This is a genomic window from Micromonospora sp. NPDC005172 (assembly GCF_040608555.1).
GTDB lineage: Bacteria > Actinomycetota > Actinomycetes > Mycobacteriales > Micromonosporaceae > Micromonospora.
In genome coordinates, this window is record NZ_JBEXIL010000008.1 from 134,291 (window position 1) to 156,362 (window position 22,072).

General features: G+C 72.2%; 21 protein-coding genes and 1 tRNA gene. 11 read left to right on the forward strand and 11 right to left on the reverse strand.

All coding sequences use genetic code 11. From position 1 onward, the window contains the following. Positions 1-2: 2 nt before the first annotated feature. The 6 genes from ABZV06_RS08090 to ABZV06_RS08115 all read right to left on the reverse strand — a co-directional run bounded on the left by ABZV06_RS08090 (position 3) and on the right by ABZV06_RS08115 (position 5,528). Positions 3-242: an acyl carrier protein gene (locus ABZV06_RS08090; RefSeq protein ID WP_007463517.1), complete on the reverse strand. Its 240-nt coding sequence runs from the start codon at positions 240-242 to the stop codon at positions 3-5. Positions 243-329: 87 nt separating this feature from the next. Further along, positions 330-1,274 (reverse strand): beta-ketoacyl-ACP synthase III, encoded by a 945-nt coding sequence (locus tag ABZV06_RS08095; protein WP_355241248.1) that lies wholly within the window; start codon positions 1,272-1,274, stop codon positions 330-332. Next, complete coding sequence (locus ABZV06_RS08100) at positions 1,271-2,227, reverse strand: ACP S-malonyltransferase (RefSeq protein WP_355241251.1); 957 nt, start codon at positions 2,225-2,227, stop codon at positions 1,271-1,273. The genes ABZV06_RS08095 and ABZV06_RS08100 overlap by 4 nt, the downstream gene beginning before the upstream one ends. A gap of 78 nt (positions 2,228-2,305) precedes the next feature. Then, positions 2,306-3,640, reverse strand: a complete 1,335-nt coding sequence (locus tag ABZV06_RS08105) for a helix-turn-helix domain-containing protein (RefSeq protein ID WP_355619716.1) — start codon at positions 3,638-3,640, stop codon at positions 2,306-2,308. Beyond that, positions 3,637-4,338 carry a response regulator transcription factor gene (locus ABZV06_RS08110; protein WP_355241254.1) on the reverse strand — a complete coding sequence of 234 codons (702 nt, stop codon included), beginning with the start codon at positions 4,336-4,338 and terminating at the stop codon, positions 3,637-3,639. Before ABZV06_RS08110 ends, ABZV06_RS08105 begins: the two co-directional genes overlap by 4 nt. Beyond that, positions 4,335-5,528, reverse strand: a complete 1,194-nt coding sequence (locus ABZV06_RS08115) for a histidine kinase (protein ID WP_355619670.1) — start codon at positions 5,526-5,528, stop codon at positions 4,335-4,337. Before ABZV06_RS08115 ends, ABZV06_RS08110 begins: the two co-directional genes overlap by 4 nt. A gap of 202 nt (positions 5,529-5,730) precedes the next feature. Between ABZV06_RS08115 and ABZV06_RS08120 the strand changes: the two genes are divergently transcribed. Both ABZV06_RS08120 and ABZV06_RS08125 read left to right on the forward strand, forming a co-directional pair. Continuing rightward, positions 5,731-6,270, forward strand: coding sequence for a hypothetical protein (locus tag ABZV06_RS08120; protein ID WP_355619673.1), 540 nt, complete (start codon positions 5,731-5,733; stop codon positions 6,268-6,270). Between the two features lie 103 nt (positions 6,271-6,373). Continuing rightward, positions 6,374-6,697: a hypothetical protein gene (locus ABZV06_RS08125; protein ID WP_355241262.1), complete on the forward strand. Its 324-nt coding sequence runs from the start codon at positions 6,374-6,376 to the stop codon at positions 6,695-6,697. An 8-nt stretch (positions 6,698-6,705) separates the two neighbouring features. On the opposite strand, the gene ABZV06_RS08130 is transcribed toward ABZV06_RS08125, so the two are convergent. Beyond that, a complete protein-coding gene (locus ABZV06_RS08130; protein WP_355241265.1) occupies positions 6,706-7,356 on the reverse strand; it encodes a hypothetical protein in 651 nt (216 codons plus the stop codon). A gap of 238 nt (positions 7,357-7,594) precedes the next feature. Between ABZV06_RS08130 and ABZV06_RS08135 the strand changes: the two genes are divergently transcribed. After that, on the forward strand, positions 7,595-8,212 hold the full coding sequence (locus tag ABZV06_RS08135; protein WP_355619676.1) for a copper resistance CopC family protein: 618 nt from the start codon (positions 7,595-7,597) through the stop codon (positions 8,210-8,212). Positions 8,213-8,627: 415 nt separating this feature from the next. Here ABZV06_RS08135 and gltX read toward each other — a convergent pair whose 3' ends face one another. The 3 genes from gltX to ABZV06_RS08150 form a co-directional block, all read right to left on the reverse strand. Next, positions 8,628-10,037, reverse strand: a complete 1,410-nt coding sequence (gene gltX / locus ABZV06_RS08140; protein WP_355241271.1) for a glutamate--tRNA ligase — start codon at positions 10,035-10,037, stop codon at positions 8,628-8,630. Positions 10,038-10,253: 216 nt separating this feature from the next. Further along, positions 10,254-11,519, reverse strand: coding sequence for an MFS transporter (locus tag ABZV06_RS08145; protein ID WP_355241273.1), 1,266 nt, complete (start codon positions 11,517-11,519; stop codon positions 10,254-10,256). Then, positions 11,516-12,865 (reverse strand): GH1 family beta-glucosidase, encoded by a 1,350-nt coding sequence (locus ABZV06_RS08150; RefSeq protein ID WP_355619679.1) that lies wholly within the window; start codon positions 12,863-12,865, stop codon positions 11,516-11,518. The genes ABZV06_RS08145 and ABZV06_RS08150 overlap by 4 nt, the downstream gene beginning before the upstream one ends. 188 nt (positions 12,866-13,053) lie before the next feature. Between ABZV06_RS08150 and ABZV06_RS08155 the strand changes: the two genes are divergently transcribed. Next, positions 13,054-13,500, forward strand: coding sequence for an SRPBCC family protein (locus tag ABZV06_RS08155; protein ID WP_355241279.1), 447 nt, complete (start codon positions 13,054-13,056; stop codon positions 13,498-13,500). Positions 13,501-13,746: 246 nt separating this feature from the next. Here the strand turns inward: ABZV06_RS08155 and aceE are convergent, their stop codons facing one another. Further along, positions 13,747-16,485 (reverse strand): pyruvate dehydrogenase (acetyl-transferring), homodimeric type, encoded by a 2,739-nt coding sequence (aceE, locus tag ABZV06_RS08160; RefSeq protein ID WP_355241282.1) that lies wholly within the window; start codon positions 16,483-16,485, stop codon positions 13,747-13,749. Between the two features lie 174 nt (positions 16,486-16,659). Here aceE and ABZV06_RS08165 point away from each other — a divergent pair, with 174 nt between their 5' ends. The 7 genes from ABZV06_RS08165 (at position 16,660) to ABZV06_RS08195 (ending at position 22,057) form a co-directional block, all read left to right on the forward strand. After that, positions 16,660-17,148 (forward strand): hypothetical protein, encoded by a 489-nt coding sequence (locus ABZV06_RS08165; RefSeq protein WP_355619682.1) that lies wholly within the window; start codon positions 16,660-16,662, stop codon positions 17,146-17,148. A 26-nt stretch (positions 17,149-17,174) separates the two neighbouring features. Then, on the forward strand, positions 17,175-17,579 hold the full coding sequence (locus ABZV06_RS08170; RefSeq protein ID WP_355241288.1) for a YjbQ family protein: 405 nt from the start codon (positions 17,175-17,177) through the stop codon (positions 17,577-17,579). Between the two features lie 324 nt (positions 17,580-17,903). Then, positions 17,904-18,317: a MarR family transcriptional regulator gene (locus ABZV06_RS08175; RefSeq protein ID WP_355241550.1), complete on the forward strand. Its 414-nt coding sequence runs from the start codon at positions 17,904-17,906 to the stop codon at positions 18,315-18,317. A 51-nt stretch (positions 18,318-18,368) separates the two neighbouring features. Then, on the forward strand, positions 18,369-20,801 hold the full coding sequence (locus ABZV06_RS08180) for a thiamine pyrophosphate-dependent enzyme (protein WP_355619685.1): 2,433 nt from the start codon (positions 18,369-18,371) through the stop codon (positions 20,799-20,801). 112 nt (positions 20,802-20,913) lie between these two features. Further along, positions 20,914-21,351: a DUF3052 domain-containing protein gene (locus ABZV06_RS08185; RefSeq protein ID WP_030330240.1), complete on the forward strand. Its 438-nt coding sequence runs from the start codon at positions 20,914-20,916 to the stop codon at positions 21,349-21,351. 87 nt (positions 21,352-21,438) lie between these two features. Next, a complete protein-coding gene (locus ABZV06_RS08190; RefSeq protein ID WP_355619688.1) occupies positions 21,439-21,903 on the forward strand; it encodes a peroxiredoxin in 465 nt (154 codons plus the stop codon). Between the two features lie 79 nt (positions 21,904-21,982). Continuing rightward, positions 21,983-22,057, forward strand: a tRNA-Val gene (locus tag ABZV06_RS08195). Positions 22,058-22,072 lie beyond the last annotated feature (15 nt).

Below are 22,072 nucleotides of genomic sequence, written 5' to 3' on the forward strand. Positions count from 1 at the left end.
GATCAGGACTGCGCCTCGATGAAGCTGACGGCGTCCCCGACGGTCTTGAGGTTCTGGACCTCGTTGTCCGGGATCTTGACGCCGAACTTCTCCTCCGCGGCCACCACGACCTCCACCATGGAGAGCGAGTCGACATCGAGGTCGTCGGTGAAGGACTTCCCCTCGGCCACGTCGTCCGGGTTCACCCCGGCAACCTCTTCGAGGATCTCGGCGAGGCCGGTGGTGATCTCGTCACGGGTCATTGCGGTTGGTTCCTCTCATAGGGGGTTCTCCGGCGGCCGGCCTCGCCGACCGCCGCTCCTGGAGCGCGTACGCGCCCCGAGGGGGCTTCAGGGGCAGCGGACGACCTGACCGGCGTAGGTCAGACCACCGCCGAAGCCGAACAGCAGGACCGGTGCGCCCGAGGGCACCTCCCGCCGCTCGACGAGCTTGGACAGGGCCAGCGGCACGCTCGCCGCCGAGGTGTTGCCCGACTCGACGATGTCCTTCGCGATGATCGCGTTGGGGATGTTGAGCCGCTTGGCGATGCCGTCGATGATCCGGGAATTGGCCTGGTGCGGCACGAACGCGGCCAGTTCCGACGGGTCGACCCCGGCCCGCTCGCACGCCTGGAGCGCGAGCGGCGCCAGCGCGGTGGTGGCCCAGCGGAAGACCGCCTGCCCCTCCTGCTGGATGTACGGGCGCCAGCCCTCGATGCGTACCGCGTCGCTCTTGTCCGGCACCGAGCCCCAGACCACCGGGCCGATTCCGGCCGGCTCGTCGTCGGCGGTGGCGGAGACCACCGCGGCACCGGCCCCGTCCGCGAAGATGATGCAGGTGGAGCGGTCGGTCCAGTCGGTGAAGTCGGACAGCTTCTCCGCACCGATGACGATCGCGTTGCGCGACGCACCGGCCCGGATGGCGTGGTCGACGGTGCCCAACGCGTACGCGAAGCCCGAGCAGGCGGTGTTGACGTCGAACGCGCCCGGGGCGCCGATGCCCAGCTTGGCGGCGACCCGGCAGGCCACGTTGGGGCTCCGGTCGATGGAGGAGCACGTGGCGACCACGACCAGGTCGATGTCGGCGGCGCTGAGCCCGGAGTTGGCCAGGGCCTTGCCGGCGGCCGCGGCGGCCATGTCGGCCACCGTCTCGCTGTCGGCGATCCGCCGGGTCGCGATGCCCACCCGGTCGCGGATCCACTCGTCGTTGGTGTCCACGAGCTGGGCGATGTCGTCGTTGGTCACCACCCGGGATGGCTGGTAGTGCCCCATCGAGACGATGCGACTGCCGGTCATGAGTGTCCTCCGATGGGGGCGAGCGGTTGGCCCGCCGTGCCGTGGCGGGCGATCAGGTCCCGTGCGGCCGGCAGGTCGTCCGGGGTGTTGAGGGTGACGATCTCCGGCGCGCCGTCGCCCCTGAGCTCGCGCTTGACCAGACCAGCGAGGGTGCCGGCCGGCGGCAGCTCGATCACGCCGGTCACTCCGTGCTCGGCCAGGGCACGCATGCACAGGTCCCAGCGCACCGGGGCGGTGACCTGGCGGACCAGCCGCCGCACCAGCTCGTCGCCGTCGGTGACGGCGGTGCCGTCGAGGTTCGACAGCAGGACCCGGGCCGGGTCGACGGGGGCAATCCCGGCGGCGACGGTGCCCAGCGCGGTCTCGGCCGGAGCCATGTACGGGGTGTGGAAGGCGCCGGCCACCTGGAGTCGGATGACGCGGGTCTTCGCCGGTGGCGCGGCGGCGAACGCGTCCAGCCCGTCCAGCGCGCCGGCGGCGACGATCTGGCCCGCGCCGTTGCGGTTGGCCGGGTGCAGCCCGTTGGCGTCGATCGCGGCCAGCACCTCGTCCGGGTCGCCGCCGAGCACGGCTGCCATCCCGGTCGGCTCCAACGCGCACGCGGCGGCCATCTCCCGGCCGCGAATCCCGGCGAGGGTGATCGCGGCCTCGGCCGACAGCACCCCGGCGACCGCGGCGGCTCCCAGTTCGCCGACGCTGTGCCCGACGGTGAGCGCCACGTCGTCCAGCGGCAGGTGCTCGGCGGCGAGCAGCGCCGCCGCGACCAGCAGCGGCTGGGTACGGGCAGTGTCCTTGATCTCGTCGGCGTCGGCGGCGGTGCCCAGGTGCACCAGATCCACGCCCGCCAGCGCCGACCACCAGCGCAGTCGCGCTTCGGTGCCGGTCAGGTCGAGCCAGGGAGTGAGAAAGCCGGGTTTCTGCGAACCCTGGCCGGGACTAAGTACGGCGAGCACGCCTATGACTCTCCCGGATACGCGTGGGTAGCGCTGTGCCGAGGCCGACCAAACCGCACTAGAACCTTTGGAGGTTTCTTACAAAGATCGGCGGGGATCATCACTGGTTTGGGTGGATTTCCGGGTGGCCGGGGTCAATGTCTGGGTCGGGACCGACGAGGCCACCGGGACCACCGGATCCAGCCGACCCACTGTCAACGCCACCTGAAGGGCGAACGCGTCCCGCGGCGACAGCGGCGAGAAACCGGTCACCTCGGCGATGCGGCGCAACCGGTACCGCACCGTGTTCGGGTGGACGAACAGCGCCCGAGCCGCGCTCTCCAGGGTGCCACCGGCGGCCAGGAAGGCGTCCAGGGTCTCCAACAGCTCGCCACCGGCGCGTACCAGTGTGGCGTACACGTCGTGGCGCAGCCGGCGACGGGCCTCCGCGTCGCCCGCGAGGGCCCGCTCCGGCAACAGGTCGGCCGCCGCCACCGGGCGGGGGGCGGCCGGCCACGCCGGCGCTGCCCGGAAGCCGGACAGCGCGGACCGCGCCGACTCCGTCGCCTCGTCCAGACTGGGTACGGCCGGACCGACCACCACCGGGCCGTCACCGAACGCGTCCAGCAGCTTGCCGGTGGCGCTCAACGGGTCCGCCGCGCCGCCCAGCACGATCACCAACCGGTCGCCGTGCACCCCGCCGATCACCTCGACACCGATCCGCCGCGCCAGCCGGTACACCACGTGCAGCACGGCGGAGACCTCCCCGCCGGGGGAGTGCCCGACCGCCACCGCGACCGGCGGCGCGTCCGCCCAACCCAGCGCAGCGGCCCGGCTCGCCAGGACGTCCGGCGAGTCGCCCCGCAGCAACGCGTCGACCAGCAGGGCCTGCAACCGGGCGTCCCACGCGCCGCGCGACTCGGCGGCCCGCGCGTACACCCGGGCGGCGGCGAACGCGATCTCCCGGGAGAAGCGCAGCACCGCCTCGCGCAGCAACTGCTCCTCGCCCTCGGCGGCGAGCTGCGACACCTGCTCCTCGACGACGTCGATGGTCACCTTGATCAGTGCCACGGTCTGCTGAAGGGTGATCGACCGGGCCAGCGCCTGCGGCGCCGCGTCGAACACGTCGTCGGAGACCTCCTGCGTGCTGTCCGCCGTGCCGCCGCCCTCGCGCAGCCACTGCACCAGCGACCGGGCGCCCGCCTGGGCCACCAGCATCACCCAGGAGCGCTGGTCGGCCGGCAGGGCACGGAACCACGGCAGTGTCTCGTCCATCCGGGCCACGCTGGCGGTGGCCAGCGCTCCCGCCGAACGCTCGATCCGACGCAGCGTGGCCGCCAGCTCCCCACCCTCGGCCGTGCTCACCGCTCTAGCCTGACATGCCGTGAGCAGGCCACGAACGGCGGCACCGGTCAGCGGACCGCCGCAGCTCAGGGCTGCGGCGGCGCGGGCAGGCCCAACTCCTGGGCCAGGATCGCGGCCTGCACCCGGCTGCGCAGGTCCAGCTTCGCCAGAATCCGGCTCACGTGGGTCTTGGTGGTGCTCTCCGCCAGCACCAGCCGGTCGGCGATCTGCTGGTTGGACAGGCCGAGCCCGAGACAGGCCAGGACGTCGCGTTCGCGTGGGGTCAACGTGTCCAGCGCGGCCCGGGTGGCGGCCGACGCGCCCGGGGCCGTCGCCGCGAACGCGGCGATCAACCGACGGGTCACCGCGGGGGCGATGAACCCCTCGCCGCGCGCCACGGTGTGCACCGCCGCGACCAGCCCCGCCGCGTCGGTGTCCTTGAGCAGGAACCCGGACGCGCCGGCGCGCAGCGCGCCGAAGACGTACTCGTCCCTGTCGAAGGTCGTCAGCACCAGCACGTCGGCGAGCCGGTCGGCGACGATCGCCCTGGTCGCGGCGATGCCGTCGAGGCGTGGCATCCGCACGTCCAGCACCGCCACGTCGGGGCGTACCTCCCGGCACAGCCGGACCGCCACGTCGCCGTCGGCTGCCTCGCCGACCACCTCGATACCCGGCGAGCCGGCCAGGATCAGGATCAGCCCCGCCCGCACCGCCGGCTGGTCGTCCGCGAGCACCACCCGTACCGGTGTCGTGCCGGCCTCGCCCGACCCGCGAGCCGGCGCGGTCATCCGCCCTCCCCGGTGGGCAGCGCGGCGCTGACCTGCCAGCGACCGTCCCGCGGCCCGGCGGCGAACCGGCCGGCCAGCAGTGCCACCCGCTCCCGCATCCCGATCAGTCCGGCCCCGGCACCCGGCAGTTCCGAACCGTCCGGCCGCACCGGGTTCTCCACCGTCAGCACCACCTCCGCCGGCCGGTACGCGATCGTCAGGTCCGCCTCGCCGGTGCCGTGTTTGAGGGCGTTGGTCAGCGACTCCTGCACGATCCGGTACGCGGCGAGATCCACCCCCACCGGCAGCGGGCCGGGCGTGCCGTCGGTGCGGAACCGCACCGCGAGGCCGGCCGCACGGATCTGCTCGACCAACCCGTCGGCCTCGGCCAGTCGCGCCGTGACCGCCTCCGGCACCGTGCCCGCCACGCCGTGTCCGCCACCATCCGGCTCCCGCAGCAGTTCGATCATCTGCCGCATCTCGGCCAGACCCTGCACGCTGCTCTCCCGGATCACCCGCAACGCGGACTCCACCTGGCCACGTTCCAGGCCTCGCACGGAGAGCACGGCGGTGGCGTGGATGGCCACCGCGCTCAGATGATTGGCGACCACGTCGTGCAGTTCCCGGGCCATCCGGGCCCGTTCGGCGCTGACCGCCTGCCGACGGTCCAACTCGACCAGCCGGGCGGTCTGCTCGGCCCGTGTCCGCTCGGCGGCGGCCTGGTCACGGTACTGCCGCACGCTGATCCCGGTCAGCACCGGCAGCAGCCCGGCGAGCACCACCGGCACCCCGACGGCGGCCCCGCGCCACTGCCCGAAGCCGAGCACGCCGGCCACCGCCCCGACCACGCTCAGCGTCACCGTGATCCCCAACAGCCACCGCCACAGCCGGGGCGGGCCGTACACGCAGGCGTCGTAGAGCACCTGGGTGTAGACGACGACCGTGCCCAGCGAATTGCCCAGCGCCGTGTCCACCACGAGCGCCCCGGTCCCCACCGCCAGGCTCGCGCGGGGCGCGACCCGGCGCAGGCCGACGGCCCCGCACACCGCCAGCAGCGGCACCAGGAACAGGGCCGGCGGCACATCCGGGTGCGGGACGATCTGCGGCTGCATGCCCAGGCCGTACAGCACCAGGCCGCCGACCAGCGACGCGCCGGCCAGCGTGAGGTCGCGGCCGGGCGTACCGGAGCCGAGCCACGGTGGCGGTCGCATGCCCCGATCCCATCACAACCGCCGGCCCTCCGACTCCGACCGGAGGAGGAGCCCGGTCGCTCCGACATGCGCCGAAAGGGGTACGTCGAGCGCGGCCCCGGATGGCTGGTCCGTCGAAGGGAGGACCCCGATCTCGTCTCCGGTGTCGAGGTCCGCGCCCCGCCGGTGGACGACGCTGGTGGCGACGACGGGGGAGGCCGCCATGGTGGTAGCGGTGATCATCGCTTGTGAGATCGCGTTCTGGGTGCTGCTCGGTGCCGGGCTGGTCGCCCGTTATCCGCTGCGCCGGCCACGGCTCGGCGGGGTGCTGCTGCTCTGCGTACCGTTTGTCGATCTGGCGCTGCTCGCCGCGTCGGTGATCGACCTGCGGCGCGGCGCCAGCGCCGACTTCGGCCACGGCCTCGCCGCCGTCTACCTCGGCTTCTCGGTGGCCTTCGGGCACTCGATGGTGCGGTGGGCGGACCAGCGCTTCGCCCACCGGTTCGCCGGCGGGCCGCCGCCCGTCAGGCCTCCCCGCGACGGCTGGGCCCGTGCTCGTCACGAGTGGCGGGAGTGGGCCAAGGGGCTCCTCGGCTGGGCCGTCGCGTGCGGCCTGCTCGGTGCGGCCGTCCTCTGGGTGAACGACGTGGAAAGGACCCGTGAACTGGGCAACTGGATCCGCAGCCTGACCACCGTGATCCTCATCTGGCTGGTCGCCTTCCCGGTCTGGGCGACCCTGTTCCCCGGCCGCCCGAAGCGCTGACCCCGGGGTACGCCGTGCACACCCGTCGGTCCCGGCCAGTACGGTGACAGGGCACGTACGGGGGAAGCACCTGCGCGTGAGTGCGAGCGTGAGGAGACCGGGGATGGCGCACGGGGAGGCCGAGCACGGCTGCGCCCAGGGCGAGCCCTGTCGGCTGGGCCACCACGACCCGCAGGTGGCTGGCAAGCCTCGCCGGGCGGTCGGCCCGGCGGCGGCGCACCCGACCGAGGCGCCCACCGGGCGACCGGACGAGGAGATCCCGCGCCAGCGGGCCGGTGAGCTGGCCGCTCTGGGTGAGCCGGAGTCCGACGTCGTCGCTGGTTGCCTCAGTGAACTGCCGGGCTGGGCCGGTGCCCATCGACACGGCCCGGTGCGGCCCCGCCAACGGGCCACCCGACGGGAGCGCCCGCCGCGCCGCTGGTGCTGACCCTCGGGTCAGCGGGTCCGGCGGCGGATCAGCAGGGCGATCCCGGCGAGGCCGACCGTGATGGTCAACATCACCCCGACGTTGAGCAGCAGCAGCCGCTGCAACTCGCCCAGCGCCTCGTCGATGTCCCGGACCGGGTCCATGGTGTCCTCCGGCAGCACCCGTTCGCCGCCGCCCACACCGCCGCTGACCGTGTCGAACTGCCGCTCCAGCGGCACCCCGGCGGTGCGCAGCGTCTCGGACATGCTGAGCCGACCGAGGAACCAGCCGCTGTTCGTCCTGCGGCCGTCCGGCTGCTTGGCCGGGCGGTAGACACGCGGGCCGCCAGCCGCCTTCGGGTAGAGATCGTAAGCCTGTTTCGGGGTCTCCCCGGCCAGCACCACGACCGTGTACTTCGGACCGAGGTCGGCTGCCTTGGGCCCCGTCGGCATGCCGGTACGACCGAAGAAGTTGACCTGGTCGATGACCGCGAGGACGTGCGCGGGCTGGGTCTCGGCCCGTAACCGCAGCGGCTCGGTGAGCCCTTCGCCGCTGATGTCCACGCCGGCTGGCGCCGGTTTGGGCGCCGCGCTGGCCGGGCCGGTGGCGCCCAGCGTCAGCAGTGCCGCCGCCAGCGTGGCCGCCAGCACGGCGACCCGGCGCCTCAATTGTCGGACCATCCCGCCTCCTCGCCCCGTTCGATGGATGGCTTCGCCGTGACGTCCGGGTCGGTCAGCCGTTGACGGCACCGACGTGGTCGGTCCCACTCCTACAGACTCCGCAGAACGTCGATGGATTGCAGCTTGTGGAACAGTATTTGGAACTATCTGCGATCTCTGCTCGACTAATGAGGAGCTGTTTGATCAGCGGGCGGATCGTACCCTTACGGAGGGGTTCATGGGGGGCAGGGTTACACGGATGGCACGCGTCGTGCCAGTGGTGCTCGGCGTGGCGTTCGGTGTGTCGTTACTGGTCCCGGCGACACCGGCCGCCGCGCACAACTCGCTGACCGGCAGCAATCCGCGCGACGGCGCACGGGTGGCCACCGCGCCGGCCCGGATCGAACTGCGTTTCCTGGCCAAGCCGTCACCCACTACGACGAAGATCACAATAACCGGACCGGACAATGTGGTCGCCGGAGGGCGGCCCACCTTCGACGGCACCCGCGTGCGTGTGCCGTTCGAGCCCGGTGCGGCGGGGCTCTACATCGTCGGTTACCAGCTCCCGTCGAGCGACGGCCACCCGATCAAGGGCGAGGTGCGGTTCACCCTCACCACCGGCACGGCCGCCGACCCGACAGCCAGTCCCTCGGCCGTCGGCACCGGTTCGTCGGGACCCCCGGCCGGCTCGCCCACGGCGTCCCCCGCCGGGCCCCTGTCGCCGTCAGCCGGCACGCTGTCCGCCGTACCGGTCGCCGGCGAGCAGTCCGACACCAACGGCAACTGGTGGCTCTGGACGCTGGGCGCCCTGGTACTACTGGCCGCCCTGACCGGTGCCCTGCTGCTGCTCCGCCGCCGCAGAAGCAACACCCCCTAGGCGAACCCGCCATAACCCGCCATAACCCGCCCGCGCCCCTCGCCCCACCCTCGCTCCGCCGATTGCCCCGCCCTGGCCCCGCCCTGGCCCCCGCCCTCGCTCCGCCGATCTTGCACTTTCGGTGGCGACATAGTGCGCATTCCACTGCATGTCGACAACCGAAACTGCAAGATCGGCGCGGGGGCGCGGGGGCGCGGGGGCGCGGGGGCGCGGGGGCGCGGGGCGCGGGGGCGCGGGGGCGCGGGGCGCGGGGCGCGGGGCGCGAGGTTAGACCAGCCCTCGCTCCGTCGATCTTGCACTTTCTGTGGCGACTTAGCGCGCATTCCACTGCATGTCGACAACCGAAACTGCAAGATCGGCGCGGGCGGGGCGCGGGGCGCGGGCGGGGCGCGGGGCGCGGGGCGCGGGGCGGGGTTTAGACCAGGCGGAGGCGGGCTGCGCGCATTCGGGTCAGGGTGCGGTCGCGGCCCAGCACCTCGAGGGACTCGAAGAGCGGCAGGCCCACGGTGCGGCCGGTTACCGCGACGCGGACCGGCGCCTGTGTCTTGCCGAGCTTGAGGCCGCGCTCGGCGCCGACCGCCTCCAGCGTCGACTTCAGCGACTCGGCGTCCCAGGACTCGAGCGCCTCGAAAGCCGCGACGGCGGCGTCGAGCAACTCGCCCGAGCCGTCCTTCATCGTCTTGGTCCAGGCGGCCTCGTCGATCGTGGGCGAGGCCAGGAAGAGGAAGTCGACGTTCGGCACGATCTCGCTGAGCACCGCGATCCGGGTCTGGGCCAGCGGCGCCACGGCGGCGAACGCGTCGGCGTCGAACTCCTCCGGCTGCCACGGCGGCGGCGTGATCGTCCCGGTGCCGGTCAGCCACGGCTGGCAGGCGTCGACGAACTCGGCGACGGGCAGCGCGCGGATGTACTCGCCGTTGAAGGCGCGCAGCTTCTTCTCGTCGAAGAACGCGGGGGAGGGGTTGACCTCCTCCAGCCGGAACTCGTCCTCGACGACCGACCAGGGGACGATCTCCCGGTCGCCCGACGGCGCCCAGCCGAGCAGCATGAGGTAGTTGCGCATCGCGCCCGCGAGGTAGCCCTCGTCGCGGTACGCCTCCAGGGCGACCTTGTCGCGGCGCTTGGAGAGCTTCTGCCGCTTCTCGTTGACCACCACGGGCACGTGCGCCCAGATCGGCGGCTTGACGCCGAGGGCATCCCAGAGCAGCTGCTGCTTGGGCGTGTTGGGCAGGTGCTCCTCGGCGCGGATCACGTGGGTGATGCCCATCGTCATGTCGTCCACGACGTTGGCCAGCAGGAACACCGGCGAGCCGTCGCCGCGGGCGATGACGAAGTCCTCGATGAGCTTGTTCTCGAAGGTGGGCTCGCCGCGGATCAGGTCGACGACCACCGTGGTGCCCTCGTCCGGCGTACGGAAGCGCAGCGCGTGCCCCGGCCCCGGGCCGAGGCCGAGGTCGCGGTGGTAGCCGTCGTAGCCCTGGTACTGCGAGCCGGTGCGGGCCTGCACGTCCTCGCGGGTGCAGTCGCAGTAGTAGGCGCGGCCCGACTCGTAGAGGCGGGTGGCGGCGGCGCGGTGCTCGCCGGCGTTCGCCGACTGGAAGTACGGCCCCTCGTAGCTGCCCCGGGAGATGCCGATCCAGTCCAGCGCGGAGAGGATGCCCTCGGTCCATTCGGGCTTGTTGCGGGCCGCGTCGGTGTCCTCGATGCGCAGCACGAACACCCCGCCCTGCTGCTTGGCGTAGATCCAGTTCTGCAGCGCCGAGCGGGCGCCGCCGACGTGGAACATACCGGTCGGGGAGGGGGCGAAGCGCACACGTACCGTCACGTCCTCCAGCCTACGGCGGCACGTGAACGCTTCCGGCCACGGCCCCCCGACTAGGACGTGTGTCAGAGCCTCTGGCCGGCCTGCGGCGGGCCCAGCCGACGGCCGGCCGCGTTGGAGATCGGCCCCGATGCAACACCGGTATCCGAGCCGATCTCCGCCCTGCCGGACCGCCGGCTGGACTCCACCTCGGCTCGACCGAGGGCTCTGACACACGCCCTAAGCGACTGAGCGGATCTTGACCACCAGGGCGCTGCCCACCACGGTGACCACGGCGGTGACCGCGTACAGCGTCGGGTAGCCGCCCAGGTGGACGACGAGCGGCGCGGAGAGGGCCGGCCCGAGCACCTGTGGCGCCGAGTTGGCGATGTTGATCACGCCGAGGTCCTTGGCCCGGTCGGTGGCCCGGGGCAGCACCTGGGTGATCAACGCGGCGTCGACCGAGAGGTAGACGCCGTAGCCCGCCCCGAGCAGCAGCGCGGCGACGATCGCCATCTGCCACACCGGCGCGACGGCGAGCAGCAGCGCCGCCACCGCCATGATCAGGCCGGAGACGATCACGTAGACCTTGCGTCTCCCGGAGCGGTCCGACAACCGGCCGGAGACCACGGCGGTCAGCATCATGCCCAGCGTGTAGAGCAGGATCAGCACCAGCAGGCCGCCCTCGGGGTCGGGATAGTGGACCCCGTCGGTGAGGAAGTACAGCAGGTAGAGGGTGCCCAGCGCGTTGCCGAGCTGGACCAGGAACCGGGTGATCCACGCCCAGGCGAAGTCCGGGTGCCGGCGCGGGCTGATCCACATCGAGGCGAGCAGTGTCCGGAAGCGCAGCGCCGGCCGGTGTGCGCGGGGCAGCGGTTCGTCGGGAGTGAGCAGCGCGAACGGCAGCGACAGCAGCAGGATCGCCACCGCGATCGCCAGGTAGCCGGCGGCGTTCCCGGTGACGACGGCGGTGACCAGGACCGCGCCGAGGACCAGCCCGAGCGCCTGCGGGATGCCCACCCAGCCCGAGACGCTGCCGCGCTGCGTCACCGGCACCCGGTCCGGGATGGCGGCGGTGAGGCTGGCCAGCATCGCGTTGAAGCACACCTGCGCGGCGACCCAGCCGACAGCGACCCCCAGGATGGTGCGCTGCTGGGCCAGCAGCACCAGCGCCGCAGCGCCGAGCACCGCGCCGCCCGCGGTCCAGACGTGCCGTCGACCGAACTCCCGGCCCGCGATCCGCAGGCAGGTCCGGTCGGAGAGCGCGCCCGCCAGAGGGTTCGCCAGCACCGCCGCCAACGCGCCCAGGCCGGTGACCACGGCCAGCATGGTCTCCTTGTCGCCGGGCGCGATCCGCTCGATCTGCTGCGGCAGCAGCACCTGGATCGGGGTGAAGAACGCCATCCACACGCCCAGGTTGGCCGCGAAGACCAGACCGATCCAGCCGCGCCGCACCGGCACTGTCGGCTCGGCGAGCGCCGCCGGCAGCGGGTCGAGGGTGGTCACCGCGCCGACCCCGGCGCGCTGCCCGCGATCACGTCCCGCAGCCAGGTGTACGACGATTTCGGCGTACGCCTCTGGGTGGCGTAGTCGACGTGCACCAGCCCGAAGCGCTTGGTGAACCCCTCGGCCCACTCCCAGTTGTCCAGCAGCGACCAGACGAAGTACCCGCGTACGTCCACCCCGTCGTCGATGGCGGCCCGGACCGCCCGCAGATGCCCGTCGAGGTACGCGATCCGCTCCGGGTCCGCCACCTGCCCGTGCGCGTCCGGCTCGTCGTCGTACGCGCAGCCGCCCTCGGTGATCTCGATGGGTGGCAGTGCGTCGCCGTACGTGTCGCGTAGCCAGCCGAGCAGCTCGTGCAGCCCGTCGGGGGCGACCGGCCAGTCGAAGGCGGTACGCGGGTAGCCGTCCAGCGGCACCAGGTCGAACGGTAGGGGCGAGCCCTCCTCGGCCGCCCGTACACCGGTGGGGTTGTAGTAGTTGACCCCGAGCACGTCGATGGGCGCGGCGATCGTGGCGAGGTCGCCGGGGCGGACGACGCCCTGGTCGAGGCCGGGCAGGTCCGGGTAGCCGCGCCCGAGCAGCGGGTCGGTGAAGAGGCGGTTGTGCAGCGCCTCGTACGCGGCCCCGGCGGCCCGGTCGGCGTCGCTGTCACCGACCACCCGCACCGGCGAGTAGTTGTTGGCGATCGCGACCGGGCTGGTGGTGTGCGCCCGCAGCGCCTGCACCGCGAGTCCGTGGCCGAGCAGTTGGTGGTGGGCGACGGGAAAGGCGTCGAAGAGCAGCGCCCGGCCGGGGGCGTGTTGGCCCATTCCGTAGCCGAGGCTCATGTGGATGAACGGCTCGTTGAGTGTGATCCACAGCCGGACGCGGTCACCGAGGCGGGCGGCGGTCAGTTCGGCGTACTCGGCGAAGCGGGCGGCGGTGTCGCGGTGCAGCCAGCCGCCGGCGTCCTCCAGGGGTTGCGGCAGGTCCCAGTGGTACAGGGTGGCCACCGGGTCGATGCCGGCGGCCAGCAGGGCGTCGACCAGTCGGTCGTAGAAGTCCAGACCGGCGGCGTTCGTTGCACCGCTGCCGTCGGGTCGCACCCGGGGCCAGGCGATCGAGAACCGGTACGCCCTGACGCCCAGACCGTCCAGCAGCGCCACGTCCTCGGCGTACCGGTGGTAGTGGTCGCAGGCGACCGCGCCGCTGCTGCCGTCGCTGATCCGGCCGGGGGAGAGCGCGAAGGTGTCCCAGATGGACGGGCCGCGTCCGTCGGCCGTGGCGGCGCCCTCGATCTGGTGGGCCGAGGTGGAGACGCCCCAGCGGAAGCCGTCGGGGAACTCGGGCATCGGTGCGGTCGACATGCGCCCTCCCGGTCAACGTGAAACGTGTTCGGGACTCTAGGGCGCTGTCGATGAATGCGCCATAGGCCCGCCTGGCCTAATCCGCAATGGTTGATCGGCGTGTCTTTTTCCGAACCCGTCCAGGTAAGTCCGATTTGACGCATAGAGTGCCGATATCGTGGGATGTCCTCACTGGAGGAAAGACGGAAATGATCCTCGTGGAACGTAGTGCGCACGTGGCGGCGCCGATGGAAGTGGTCTGGGACGTCGTGCAGCGGGCGGAGCAGTTGCCGGCCTGGCTGGCGGGGGTTCGCGCGGCCGAGGTGCTCTCGGGAGAGGGCTTCGGGCGGCGACAACTGGTCCAGGCGGGGCGCGGTTCGGCGCATGAGGCCGAGGTGATCGCCTATCAGGAGCCGACACTGATCGGCTGGCGGGAGCGGGCCAGGGGCGCCGGTGCTCGTGCGGAGGCGCGCACCGAGATCTACGTCCAGCTCACCCCGGATGAGGAGGAGGGCGGGACCGTCGTGCGGCTCATCGTGGTCCGCTGGCCCGCGGGGCCCGTCAAGGCGGCCCTGCTGCGCCTGGGCCTACGCCGGGTCGGCGCCGACCTGGAGGACTCGCTGGCCCGGCTCACCGACCTGGCCGCCGTCGGTTGACCCGCAGCGTCCTCCCGGCGTCACCCGCGACGGCGGTGGTCCGGATCCCCGCCAGGGACCCCGGACCCCCGCCGCCGCCGCGCCCACCCCCCAGTGGGGGGTCGATCATGGACTTATGGTGCCTGGTACGAGGTGATATAGCCGCTTCGTCCCCCAGCACAACTTCATGATCGACGTCGGTGGGGTGGGACGTACCAGAAGGAGGGCCCGGCGCGGGTGCGCCGGGCCCTCCTTCTGTCGTGCGGTTTAGCTGTCGCCGCCGGTCTCGCCCACCGGGGCGGCGTTGACGTCGTCGATCGCGTACTTCTTGGCGGCCTCGGCCGGCACGGTGGCCTCGACCGCGCCACTGCGGGCGAGCTGCCGCAGCGTGGCGACCACGATCGACTCGGCGTCGACGTGGAAGTGCCGGCGCAGCGCGTGCCGGGTGTCCGACATCCCGAAGCCGTCGGTGCCGAGCGACGTGTAGTCGCCGGGGACCCAGCGGGCGATCAGGTCCGGTACGGCACGCATCCAGTCGCTGACCGCGACCTTCGGACCGTCCGCGTCGGCGAGCTTCTGCGCGATGTACGGCACCTTGGCCTCGGCGCCCGGGTTGAGCAGGTTGTACTCCTCGGTCTCCACCGCGTCGCGGCGCAGCTCGGTCCAGGAGGTCACCGACCAGACGTCGGCGGCCACCCCCCAGTCCTGGGCGAGCAACTGCTGGGCCTTGAGCGCCCACTGCATGCCCGTGCCGGAGGCGAGGACGTTGGCCTTCGGACCGTCGACCTGCGGTGCGGGCGAGTAGCGGTAGATGCCCTTGAGCAGGCCATCGACGTCCACGCCCTCCGGCTCCGCCGGCTGCAGGATCGGCTCGTTGTAGACCGTCAGGTAGTAGAAGACGTTCTCCTGCGCATCCCCGTACATGCGGTGCAGGCCGTGCTCCATGATCTGCGCGATCTCGAAGGAGAACGCCGGGTCGTACGCGACCACCGCCGGGTTGGTGGCGGCGATCAGCATGGAGTGGCCGTCCTCGTGCTGGAGACCCTCACCGTTCAGCGTGGTCCGACCGGCGGTCGCGCCGAGCAGGAAGCCCCGCGCCATCTGGTCGGCCGCGGCCCACAGCCCGTCGGCGGTCCGCTGGAACCCGAACATCGAGTAGAAGATGTACATCGGGATCATCGGCTCGTCGTGGGTGGCGTACGCCGAGCCCGCGGCCGTGAACGAGGCGACCGAACCCGCCTCGTTGATGCCCTCGTGCAGGATCTGCCCCGAGGTCGACTCCTTGTACGACAGGAACAGCTCCCGGTCGACCGAGGTGTACCGCTGGCCGTGCGGCGAGTAGATCTTCGCGGTCGGGAAGATCGAGTCGAGACCGAACGTCCGCGCCTCGTCCGGGATGATCGGCACCCAGCGCTTGCCGAACTCCTTGTCCTTCATGATGTCCTTGAGCAGGCGGACGAAGGCCATCGTGGTGGCCACCTTCTGCTTGCCCGAGCCGCGCTTGACGTCGGCGAACCGCTCCGGACCGGGGATGGTCAGCCGCTTGGTGCTCGTCCGCCGCGACGGCAGGTATCCGCCGAGCTGCTCGCGACGCTCCTTCAGGTACGCCAGCTCGTCGGACTTCTCACCCGGGTGGTAGTACGGCGGCAGGTAGGGGTTGTCCTCCAGCGCCTTGTCCGGGATGTCCAGGTAGAGGCGGTCGCGGAAGGTCTTCAGGTCCTCCAGCGTCAGCTTCTTCATCTGGTGGGTCGCGTTACGGCCCTCGAAGTGCGACCCGAGCGTCCAGCCCTTGATCGTCTTCGCCAGGATGACCGTCGGCTGACCCGTGTGCTCGGTGGCCGCCTTGTAGGCCGCGTAGAGCTTGCGGTAGTCGTGCCCACCCCGCTTGAGGTTCCAGATCTCGTCGTCGCTCAGCGGCTCGACCATCTTGCGGGTGCGGGCGTCCCGGCCGAAGAAGTGCTCCCGCACGTACGCGCCGGACTCCGCCTTGTACGTCTGGTAGTCACCGTCGGTCGTGGTGTTCATGAGGTTGACCAGCGCGCCGTCGGTGTCCGCGGCGAGCAGCGGGTCCCACTCACGGCCCCAGACCACCTTGATGACGTTCCAGCCGGCGCCCCGGAAGAACGACTCCAGCTCCTGCATGACCTTGCCGTTGCCCCGGACGGGGCCGTCCAGCCGCTGCAGGTTGCAGTTGATCACGAAGGTGAGGTTGTCCAGTTCCTCGCGGGCGGCCACGCCGATCGCGCCGAGCGTCTCCGGCTCGTCCATCTCGCCGTCGCCGAGGAACGCCCACACGTGCTGCTGCGAGGTGTCCTTGATGCCGCGGTGCTGCAGGTACCGGTTGAACCGGGCCTGGTAGATCGCGTTCAGACCGCCGAGACCCATCGAGACGGTGGGGAACTCCCAGAAGTCCGGCATCAGCCGCGGGTGCGGGTACGACGGGAGGCCGCCACCCGGATGTGACAGCTCCTGGCGGAACCCGTCGAGCTCGTGCTCGTTGAGCCGCCCCTCCAGGAACGCCCGCGCGTACATGCCGGGCGAGGCGTGGCCCTGGTAGAAGATCTGGTCGCCGCCGCCCGGGTGGTTCTTGCCCCGGAAGAAGTGGTTGAAGCCCACCTCGTAGAGCGACGCCGAGCTGGCGAAGGTGGAGATGTGCCCACCGACGCCGATCTCCGGGCGCTGCGCCCGGTGCACCAGCATCGCGGCGTTCCACCGCACGTACGCCCGGATGCGCCGCTCGACGTGCTCGTCGCCCGGGAACCACGGCTCGCGTTCGGGGGTGATGGTGTTGATGTAGTCGGTGGTGGTCAGGGGCGGAACCCCGACCTGGCGCTCACGGGCCCGCTCCAGCAGGCGCAGCATGACGTAGCGGGCGCGTTTTGCTCCCCGCTCGTCAATGACACCGTCAAGCGACTCGACCCATTCGCTGGTCTCTTCAGGGTCGATGTCCGGAAGCTGGCTCGGTAGGCCGTCGCTGATCACCGGGCGCTTGCGTTCCGTAGCCACAGGCGTTCCCTCGGTTGTGTGTGGGATAGGTCTCTAGCGCCATCCTGCCCCCTGGTGGCACCCGTCGTCACGTCTAGGTCCCCCGGACGCGATGCTGAACACAGGTACCCGTCGGTAACTTAGCGCTACGGCGGCCCCGCTGCCCGCTTGCCCGGGCTCGCTACGGTGCCGAATATGAACCGGCTGCGGGTGGTGAGCGGCGGCGTGATCCTCTCGGTTGGCGCACTCGGGGCGCTTCTCTCCTTGCCGGTGCTCCTTGCCGGGGACACCGCCGTGCTGCCGATCACGATTCTCGGCGCCGGAGCGATGGCGCTCGGCGCGATGCAGCTACGCGCTGGACTGCGCGCATCCGCGCCCCGACGGGGGCCTCGTCGTGTGCCCGGTCCGCGCCGACGGTACGCCGACACCAGCGTGCCCCTGATGTACTACGGCGACCCGGGCGGCGGGGACCGCTCCGATGGCGCAGGCGGCTCCGATGGTGGGAGCGGCTCCGATGGTGGGAGCGGCGACTCCGGGGGCGATGGCTTCTCCGGCGGCGACTCCGACGGCGGCTTCTTCGGCGGTGACTCCGGGGGCGGCGGCTTCTTCGGCGGCGGGGGCGACTCCGGTGGTGGCTTCTCCGGCGGCGGTGGGGACTCCGGTGGCGGTGGCGGCGGCTCCTGATCGCGCGTTGCGGCAGAATGCGACGTATGCGCAGTGACGTGATCACCGTCCAGACCGGGTCCAGGCCGACCGTCCGGGACATCACCGCCGAGGCCCAGAGCTTCGTCTCCGGCGAGGGCGACGGCCTGCTGCACGTCTTCGTGCCGCACGCCACGGCCGGGCTGGCGATCATCGAAACCGGGTCGGGCTCCGACGACGACCTGCTCACCGCCATCGACGCGCTGCTGCCGACCGACAACCGCTGGCGACACCGGCACGGCTCACCCGGGCACGGCCGGGACCACGTCCTGCCGGCCTTCGTTCCGCCGTACGCCACGCTGCCGGTGCTCTCCGGTCGACTGGCCCTGGGCACCTGGCAGTCCGTCTGCCTGGTCGACACCAACGGCGACAACCCCACCCGCCAGGTCCGCTTCTCGTTCCTGCCCGCCTGACGCCCGCGCCCCGTCCCCGTCCCGTCCCGTCCCGCCCCAAGATCCGCGCAACTAACCCGAAACTGCTGCCTCCGGGCGCGCCGAGGCAGCACTTTCACCGAAGTTGTGCGGATCTTGACCGCCCGGCGGCCGTTGCGGCTGCGCCCGACGCGAGCCCTCATCCGACGCCGCCCGACCGAGCCCGGCGGGCAGGGCCCGGCAGGCTGGGGCGGCCTCATCGCTGAGCTGGGCGGTCCGCGTGACGCGTACGATGTGGGCGTGGCACCGCAGGGGGGCTCCGCGGCGGGCCGACAGGGGGATCGGGCCGGGCTGGCCGCCGACGCGATGGGTCGGATGGCCCAGCTGACGGCCTCCCTGCGGCATCGGCAGGGCAGCGCGTTCGTCGAGTTGGGGCTCACCCCGGCGGCGGCCCGGGCGTTGCACGAGCTGGACCCAGACCGTCCGATGCCGGCACGGGACCTCGCCGACCGGCTGAGCTGTGACCGGTCGAACGTGACGGCGCTCGTCGACAAGCTGGAGCAGGCCGGCCTGGTCGAACGCCGGACCGACCCGGCCGACCGCCGACAGAAGACGCTCGTGGTGACCGGTGACGGGCGCGTCGTGCGGGACCGGGTGTCCGAGGTGATGTCCGACTCCCGACTCCTCGCCGCGTTGAGCGACGAGGAGCTGTCCACCCTGCGTGACCTGGTGTGGAAGGCGTCCGACGGCGGTTTTCCGGAGCCCTGCGACCCGCAGTGAGTCGACCCGCGGCGGCCGTGTCCCACTGGGCGACGGTGGCCTGCGTCGGTAATGCTGTCGGACGTGACCACCCCGCAAGATCTCGACGACCGGTTCCGGGAGACGCTGGCGGCGCTGCCCGCTCCAGCGCAACGGCGTGACCTCGCCGATCCGGTCACCGACGACGCCCCGCTGACCGGTGCCCAACTGCTCGATCTGTTCGACGCGCAGGTGACCAGCCGGCAACTCGACCTGGCCGGGCGCTGGCTGCGCAGCTTCGGGGAGGGTTTCTACACCATCGGCTCGTCCGGGCACGAGGGCAACGCCGCCGTCGCGGCTGCGCTGCGCCCCACCGACCCGGCGCTGCTGCACTACCGCTCCGGTGCCTTCTACTGCGTCCGCGCCGCCCAGGTCGCCGCCGACGCCCCGACACCCCCCGCCGACGCCCCGACGTCCCCGGCCGCCGACGCCCCGGACCCGGACTCCGAACCCGAGCCGGCCGGGTCCGAGGCACCCGTCGGTGGCTTCGTGCCGTACGCGGAGGCGGCCCGGGACGTGTTGCGAGGGATGGTCGCGTCCAGCGAGGAGCCGATCGCCGGCGGCCGGCACAAGGTATTCGGCCGTGCCGATCTGGCCGTCGTGCCGACCACCTCCACCATCGCCTCGCACCTGCCCCGCGCGGTCGGGATGGGGCTGGCCGTGGAGCGGCTGCGCCGGCTGGACACCGCCGGGCGGCGCACCGGGACCGGAGTGCGTGTCGGCAGCGGCGCCGGCGCGGCGCACGTCCCCTGGCCGCCGGATGCCATCGTGGTCTGCTCGTTCGGCGACGCGTCGGTCAACCACGCCAGCGCCACCGCCGCCTTCAACACCGCGGGCTGGTACGACCATGCCGGCCTGCGCATCCCGGTGCTCTTCGTCTGCGAGGACAACGGGCTGGGCATCAGCGTCCGCTCGCCGGAGGGCTGGGTGGAGGCGACGCTGCGCGCCAAGCCGGGCATCCGCTACTTCAGCGCGGACGGCGCCGACCCCGTGGGGACGTACGCGGTAACGCAGGAGGCTGCCGCCTGGGTACGTCGGTACCGGCGGCCCGCCGTGCTGCACCTGCGCACGATCCGGCTCATGGGCCACGCCGGGGCCGACGCGGAGTCGGCGTACCGCAGCCCGGCCGAGCTGGCCGAGGACCTGGACCGGGACCCGGTGGCCGCCACCGCGCGGCTGCTCGTCGACGCCGGTGTGGCGACCGCCGAGGAGCTGCTGGCCCGGTACGACGAGACGGGCTGGCAGGTACGCCGGCTCGCCGAGGAGGTGCTGGGCGAGCCGAAACTGGCCTCCGCCGCCGACGTGGTGTCGGCGCTGGCCCCCCGCCGCCCGGTGCGCGTGGCGCGGGCCGTGGCCGACGCGGCGGCACGGGCCAGCGGGCCGGGCGCGGCGGCCCGCGAGGGGGCGTTCGGGGGCAAGCCGCCGGAGCTGAGTGGGCCGATGACCCTGGCGCAGAGCATCAACGCGGCGCTCGCCGACGGGCTGCTCGACCACCCGCAGATGGCCGTCTTCGGCGAGGACGTGGCCGTCAAGGGCGGCGTGTACGGCGTGACGAAGGGCCTGCGCGACCGGTTCGGGGCGGCCCGGGTCTTCGACACACTGCTCGACGAGACGTCGGTGCTGGGGTTGGGCCTGGGCGCCGGGCTGGCCGGGATGCTGCCGGTGCCGGAGATCCAGTACCTGGCGTACCTGCACAACGCCGAGGACCAGCTCCGCGGCGAGGCCGCCACCATGCAGTTCTTCTCGCGGGGCGCCTTCCGCAACCCCATGGTGGTGCGGGTTGCCGGGTTGGCGTACCAGCAGGGGTTCGGCGGGCACTTCCACAACGACAACTCGGTGGCCGTACTCCGGGATGTGCCGGGTCTGGTGATCGCGGTGCCGGCGCGGCCGGACGACGCCGCGCCCATGCTGCGGACCTGTCTGGCGAGCGCGGCGGTGGACGGCAGCGTCTGCGTGTTCCTGGAGCCGATCGCGCTGTACCACACCCGCGACCTGTACGCCGATGGCGACGGGGAGTGGCTGGCCGGCTATCCCGAGCCGGGCTCGTGGGTGGCCGGGCACGTGCCGATCGGCCGGGCCCGGGTCTACCGGATCGGCTCGGCGGACGACCTGACCATCATCACCTTCGGTAACGGGGTGCGGATGTCGCTGCGGGCCGCGGCCGTGCTCGCCGAGGAGGGCGTGGGCACCCGCGTGGTGGACCTGCGCTGGCTGGCGCCCCTGCCGGTGGCCGACATCATCCGCGAGTCCTCGGCGACCGGCCGGGTGCTGGTGGTGGACGAGACACGCCGGTCGGGCGGGGTCGGCGAGGGAGTGATCGCCGCGCTGGTCGACGCCGGATATGTCGGTGCAGCGCGGCGGGTGGCCGGAGTTGACTCGTTTGTACCATTAGGTCCGGCGGCACGTCATGTTCTGGTCTCCCCGGAAGCCATTACCGACGGTGCCCGTACGCTGCTGGCACGGTAAATTCCGTTCCACCCGGTGCGCCACTTGCGCGCAGACGCACAACTGTGTGGACTTTGCCTGACGGCGTCGGTCCGACGCCGCGAGCAGGGACGAGATGAGGAGGCACGCGACAGTGAGCGCGACCGCTGGTCAGGCCGCCGACGGGGTACGCAGCCTGGCGGACCGGTTCGGCATCGAACCGGGGATGGTCGTCATGGAGATGGGGTACGACGACGACGTCGACCAGGATCTCCGGGACGCCCTGACCGACCGCTGTGGAGATCTGGTCGACGAGGACACCGACGAGGTGGTCGACGCGGTGCTCGTGTGGTACCGCGACGGTGACGGTGACCTCTTCGAGCTGCTCGTCGACGCCCTCGGCCCGCTGGCCGACAACGGGGTCGTGTGGCTCCTCACCCCCAAGGCGGGGCGCGAGGGGCACGTCGAGCCGAGCGAGGTCGCGGAGTCCGCGCCCACCGCCGGCCTCCAGCAGACCTCGACCGTCAACGCCGGCCGGGACTGGAGCGGTGCCCGCCTGGTGCTCCGCCGAGGGGCCAAGGCCAAGAAGTAACCCGTTCTCGTCCCCTCGCGTCCCGACGGTCCGCCGTCGGGCGCGCCGGGCTGACCCCGTCCCCCGAGTCGACCCGAGGAGAGCCGCATGCCCATCGAGGTGGGCGCCCAGGCGCCGGACTTCGTGCTCAAGGACCAGAACAACCAGGAGGTCCGGCTCTCGGACTTCCGCGGCAGGCGCGCCGTGCTGCTGGTCTTCTACCCGCTGGCGTTCACCGGCACCTGCCAGGGTGAGCTGGCCGAGGTGCGGGACAACCTCGGGGAGTACGCCAACGACGACGTCCAGGTTCTGACGGTCAGCGTCGACTCGGTCTACAGTCACAAGATCTGGGCCGACCGGGAGGGCTACCAGTTCCCGATGCTTGCCGATTTCTGGCCGCACGGTGGCGTCGCTGCGGCGTACGGGGTCTTCAACGACGTGGCCGGCATCGCCAACCGGGGCACGTTCGTCATCGACAAGGCCGGCGTGGTCCGCTTCGCCGAGATGAACGGCCCCGGCGAGGCCCGCGACCAGCAGGGCTGGCGCAAGGCCATCGCCGACGCGACCATCTGAGGGGGGTACGCGTGCGGTCGGGGCGGCGGCGAGCAGGTAGGCTTGCCAGCCACCGGCCCGTCGCACACGGGGCGTTCCGGGGCGCGTAGCTCAGCGGGAGAGCACTCGCCTTACAAGCGAGGGGTCGCAGGTTCGAAACCTGCCGCGCCCACCAGTCACCACCGGCTGT

Bases quoted from the DNA above. Each gene is read 5' to 3' on its own strand.
- ABZV06_RS08130 (WP_355241265.1), bottom strand. From the start codon at position 7,356: ATGGTCCGACAATTGAGGCGCCGGGTCGCCGTGCTGGCGGCCACGCTG.
- ABZV06_RS08120 (WP_355619673.1), top strand. From the start codon at position 5,731: ATGGTGGTAGCGGTGATCATCGCTTGTGAGATCGCGTTCTGGGTGCTG.
- ABZV06_RS08180 (WP_355619685.1), top strand. From the start codon at position 18,369: ATGCTGTCGGACGTGACCACCCCGCAAGATCTCGACGACCGGTTCCGG.
- ABZV06_RS08115 (WP_355619670.1), bottom strand. From the start codon at position 5,528: ATGCGACCGCCACCGTGGCTCGGCTCCGGTACGCCCGGCCGCGACCTC.
- ABZV06_RS08165 (WP_355619682.1), top strand. From the start codon at position 16,660: ATGAACCGGCTGCGGGTGGTGAGCGGCGGCGTGATCCTCTCGGTTGGC.
- ABZV06_RS08155 (WP_355241279.1), top strand. From the start codon at position 13,054: ATGATCCTCGTGGAACGTAGTGCGCACGTGGCGGCGCCGATGGAAGTG.
- ABZV06_RS08090 (WP_007463517.1), bottom strand. From the start codon at position 242: ATGACCCGTGACGAGATCACCACCGGCCTCGCCGAGATCCTCGAAGAG.
- ABZV06_RS08110 (WP_355241254.1), bottom strand. From the start codon at position 4,338: ATGACCGCGCCGGCTCGCGGGTCGGGCGAGGCCGGCACGACACCGGTA.
- ABZV06_RS08135 (WP_355619676.1), top strand. From the start codon at position 7,595: ATGGCACGCGTCGTGCCAGTGGTGCTCGGCGTGGCGTTCGGTGTGTCG.
- ABZV06_RS08170 (WP_355241288.1), top strand. From the start codon at position 17,175: ATGCGCAGTGACGTGATCACCGTCCAGACCGGGTCCAGGCCGACCGTC.
- ABZV06_RS08150 (WP_355619679.1), bottom strand. From the start codon at position 12,865: ATGTCGACCGCACCGATGCCCGAGTTCCCCGACGGCTTCCGCTGGGGC.
- ABZV06_RS08095 (WP_355241248.1), bottom strand. From the start codon at position 1,274: ATGACCGGCAGTCGCATCGTCTCGATGGGGCACTACCAGCCATCCCGG.
- ABZV06_RS08190 (WP_355619688.1), top strand. From the start codon at position 21,439: ATGCCCATCGAGGTGGGCGCCCAGGCGCCGGACTTCGTGCTCAAGGAC.
- ABZV06_RS08175 (WP_355241550.1), top strand. From the start codon at position 17,904: ATGGGTCGGATGGCCCAGCTGACGGCCTCCCTGCGGCATCGGCAGGGC.
- ABZV06_RS08125 (WP_355241262.1), top strand. From the start codon at position 6,374: ATGGCGCACGGGGAGGCCGAGCACGGCTGCGCCCAGGGCGAGCCCTGT.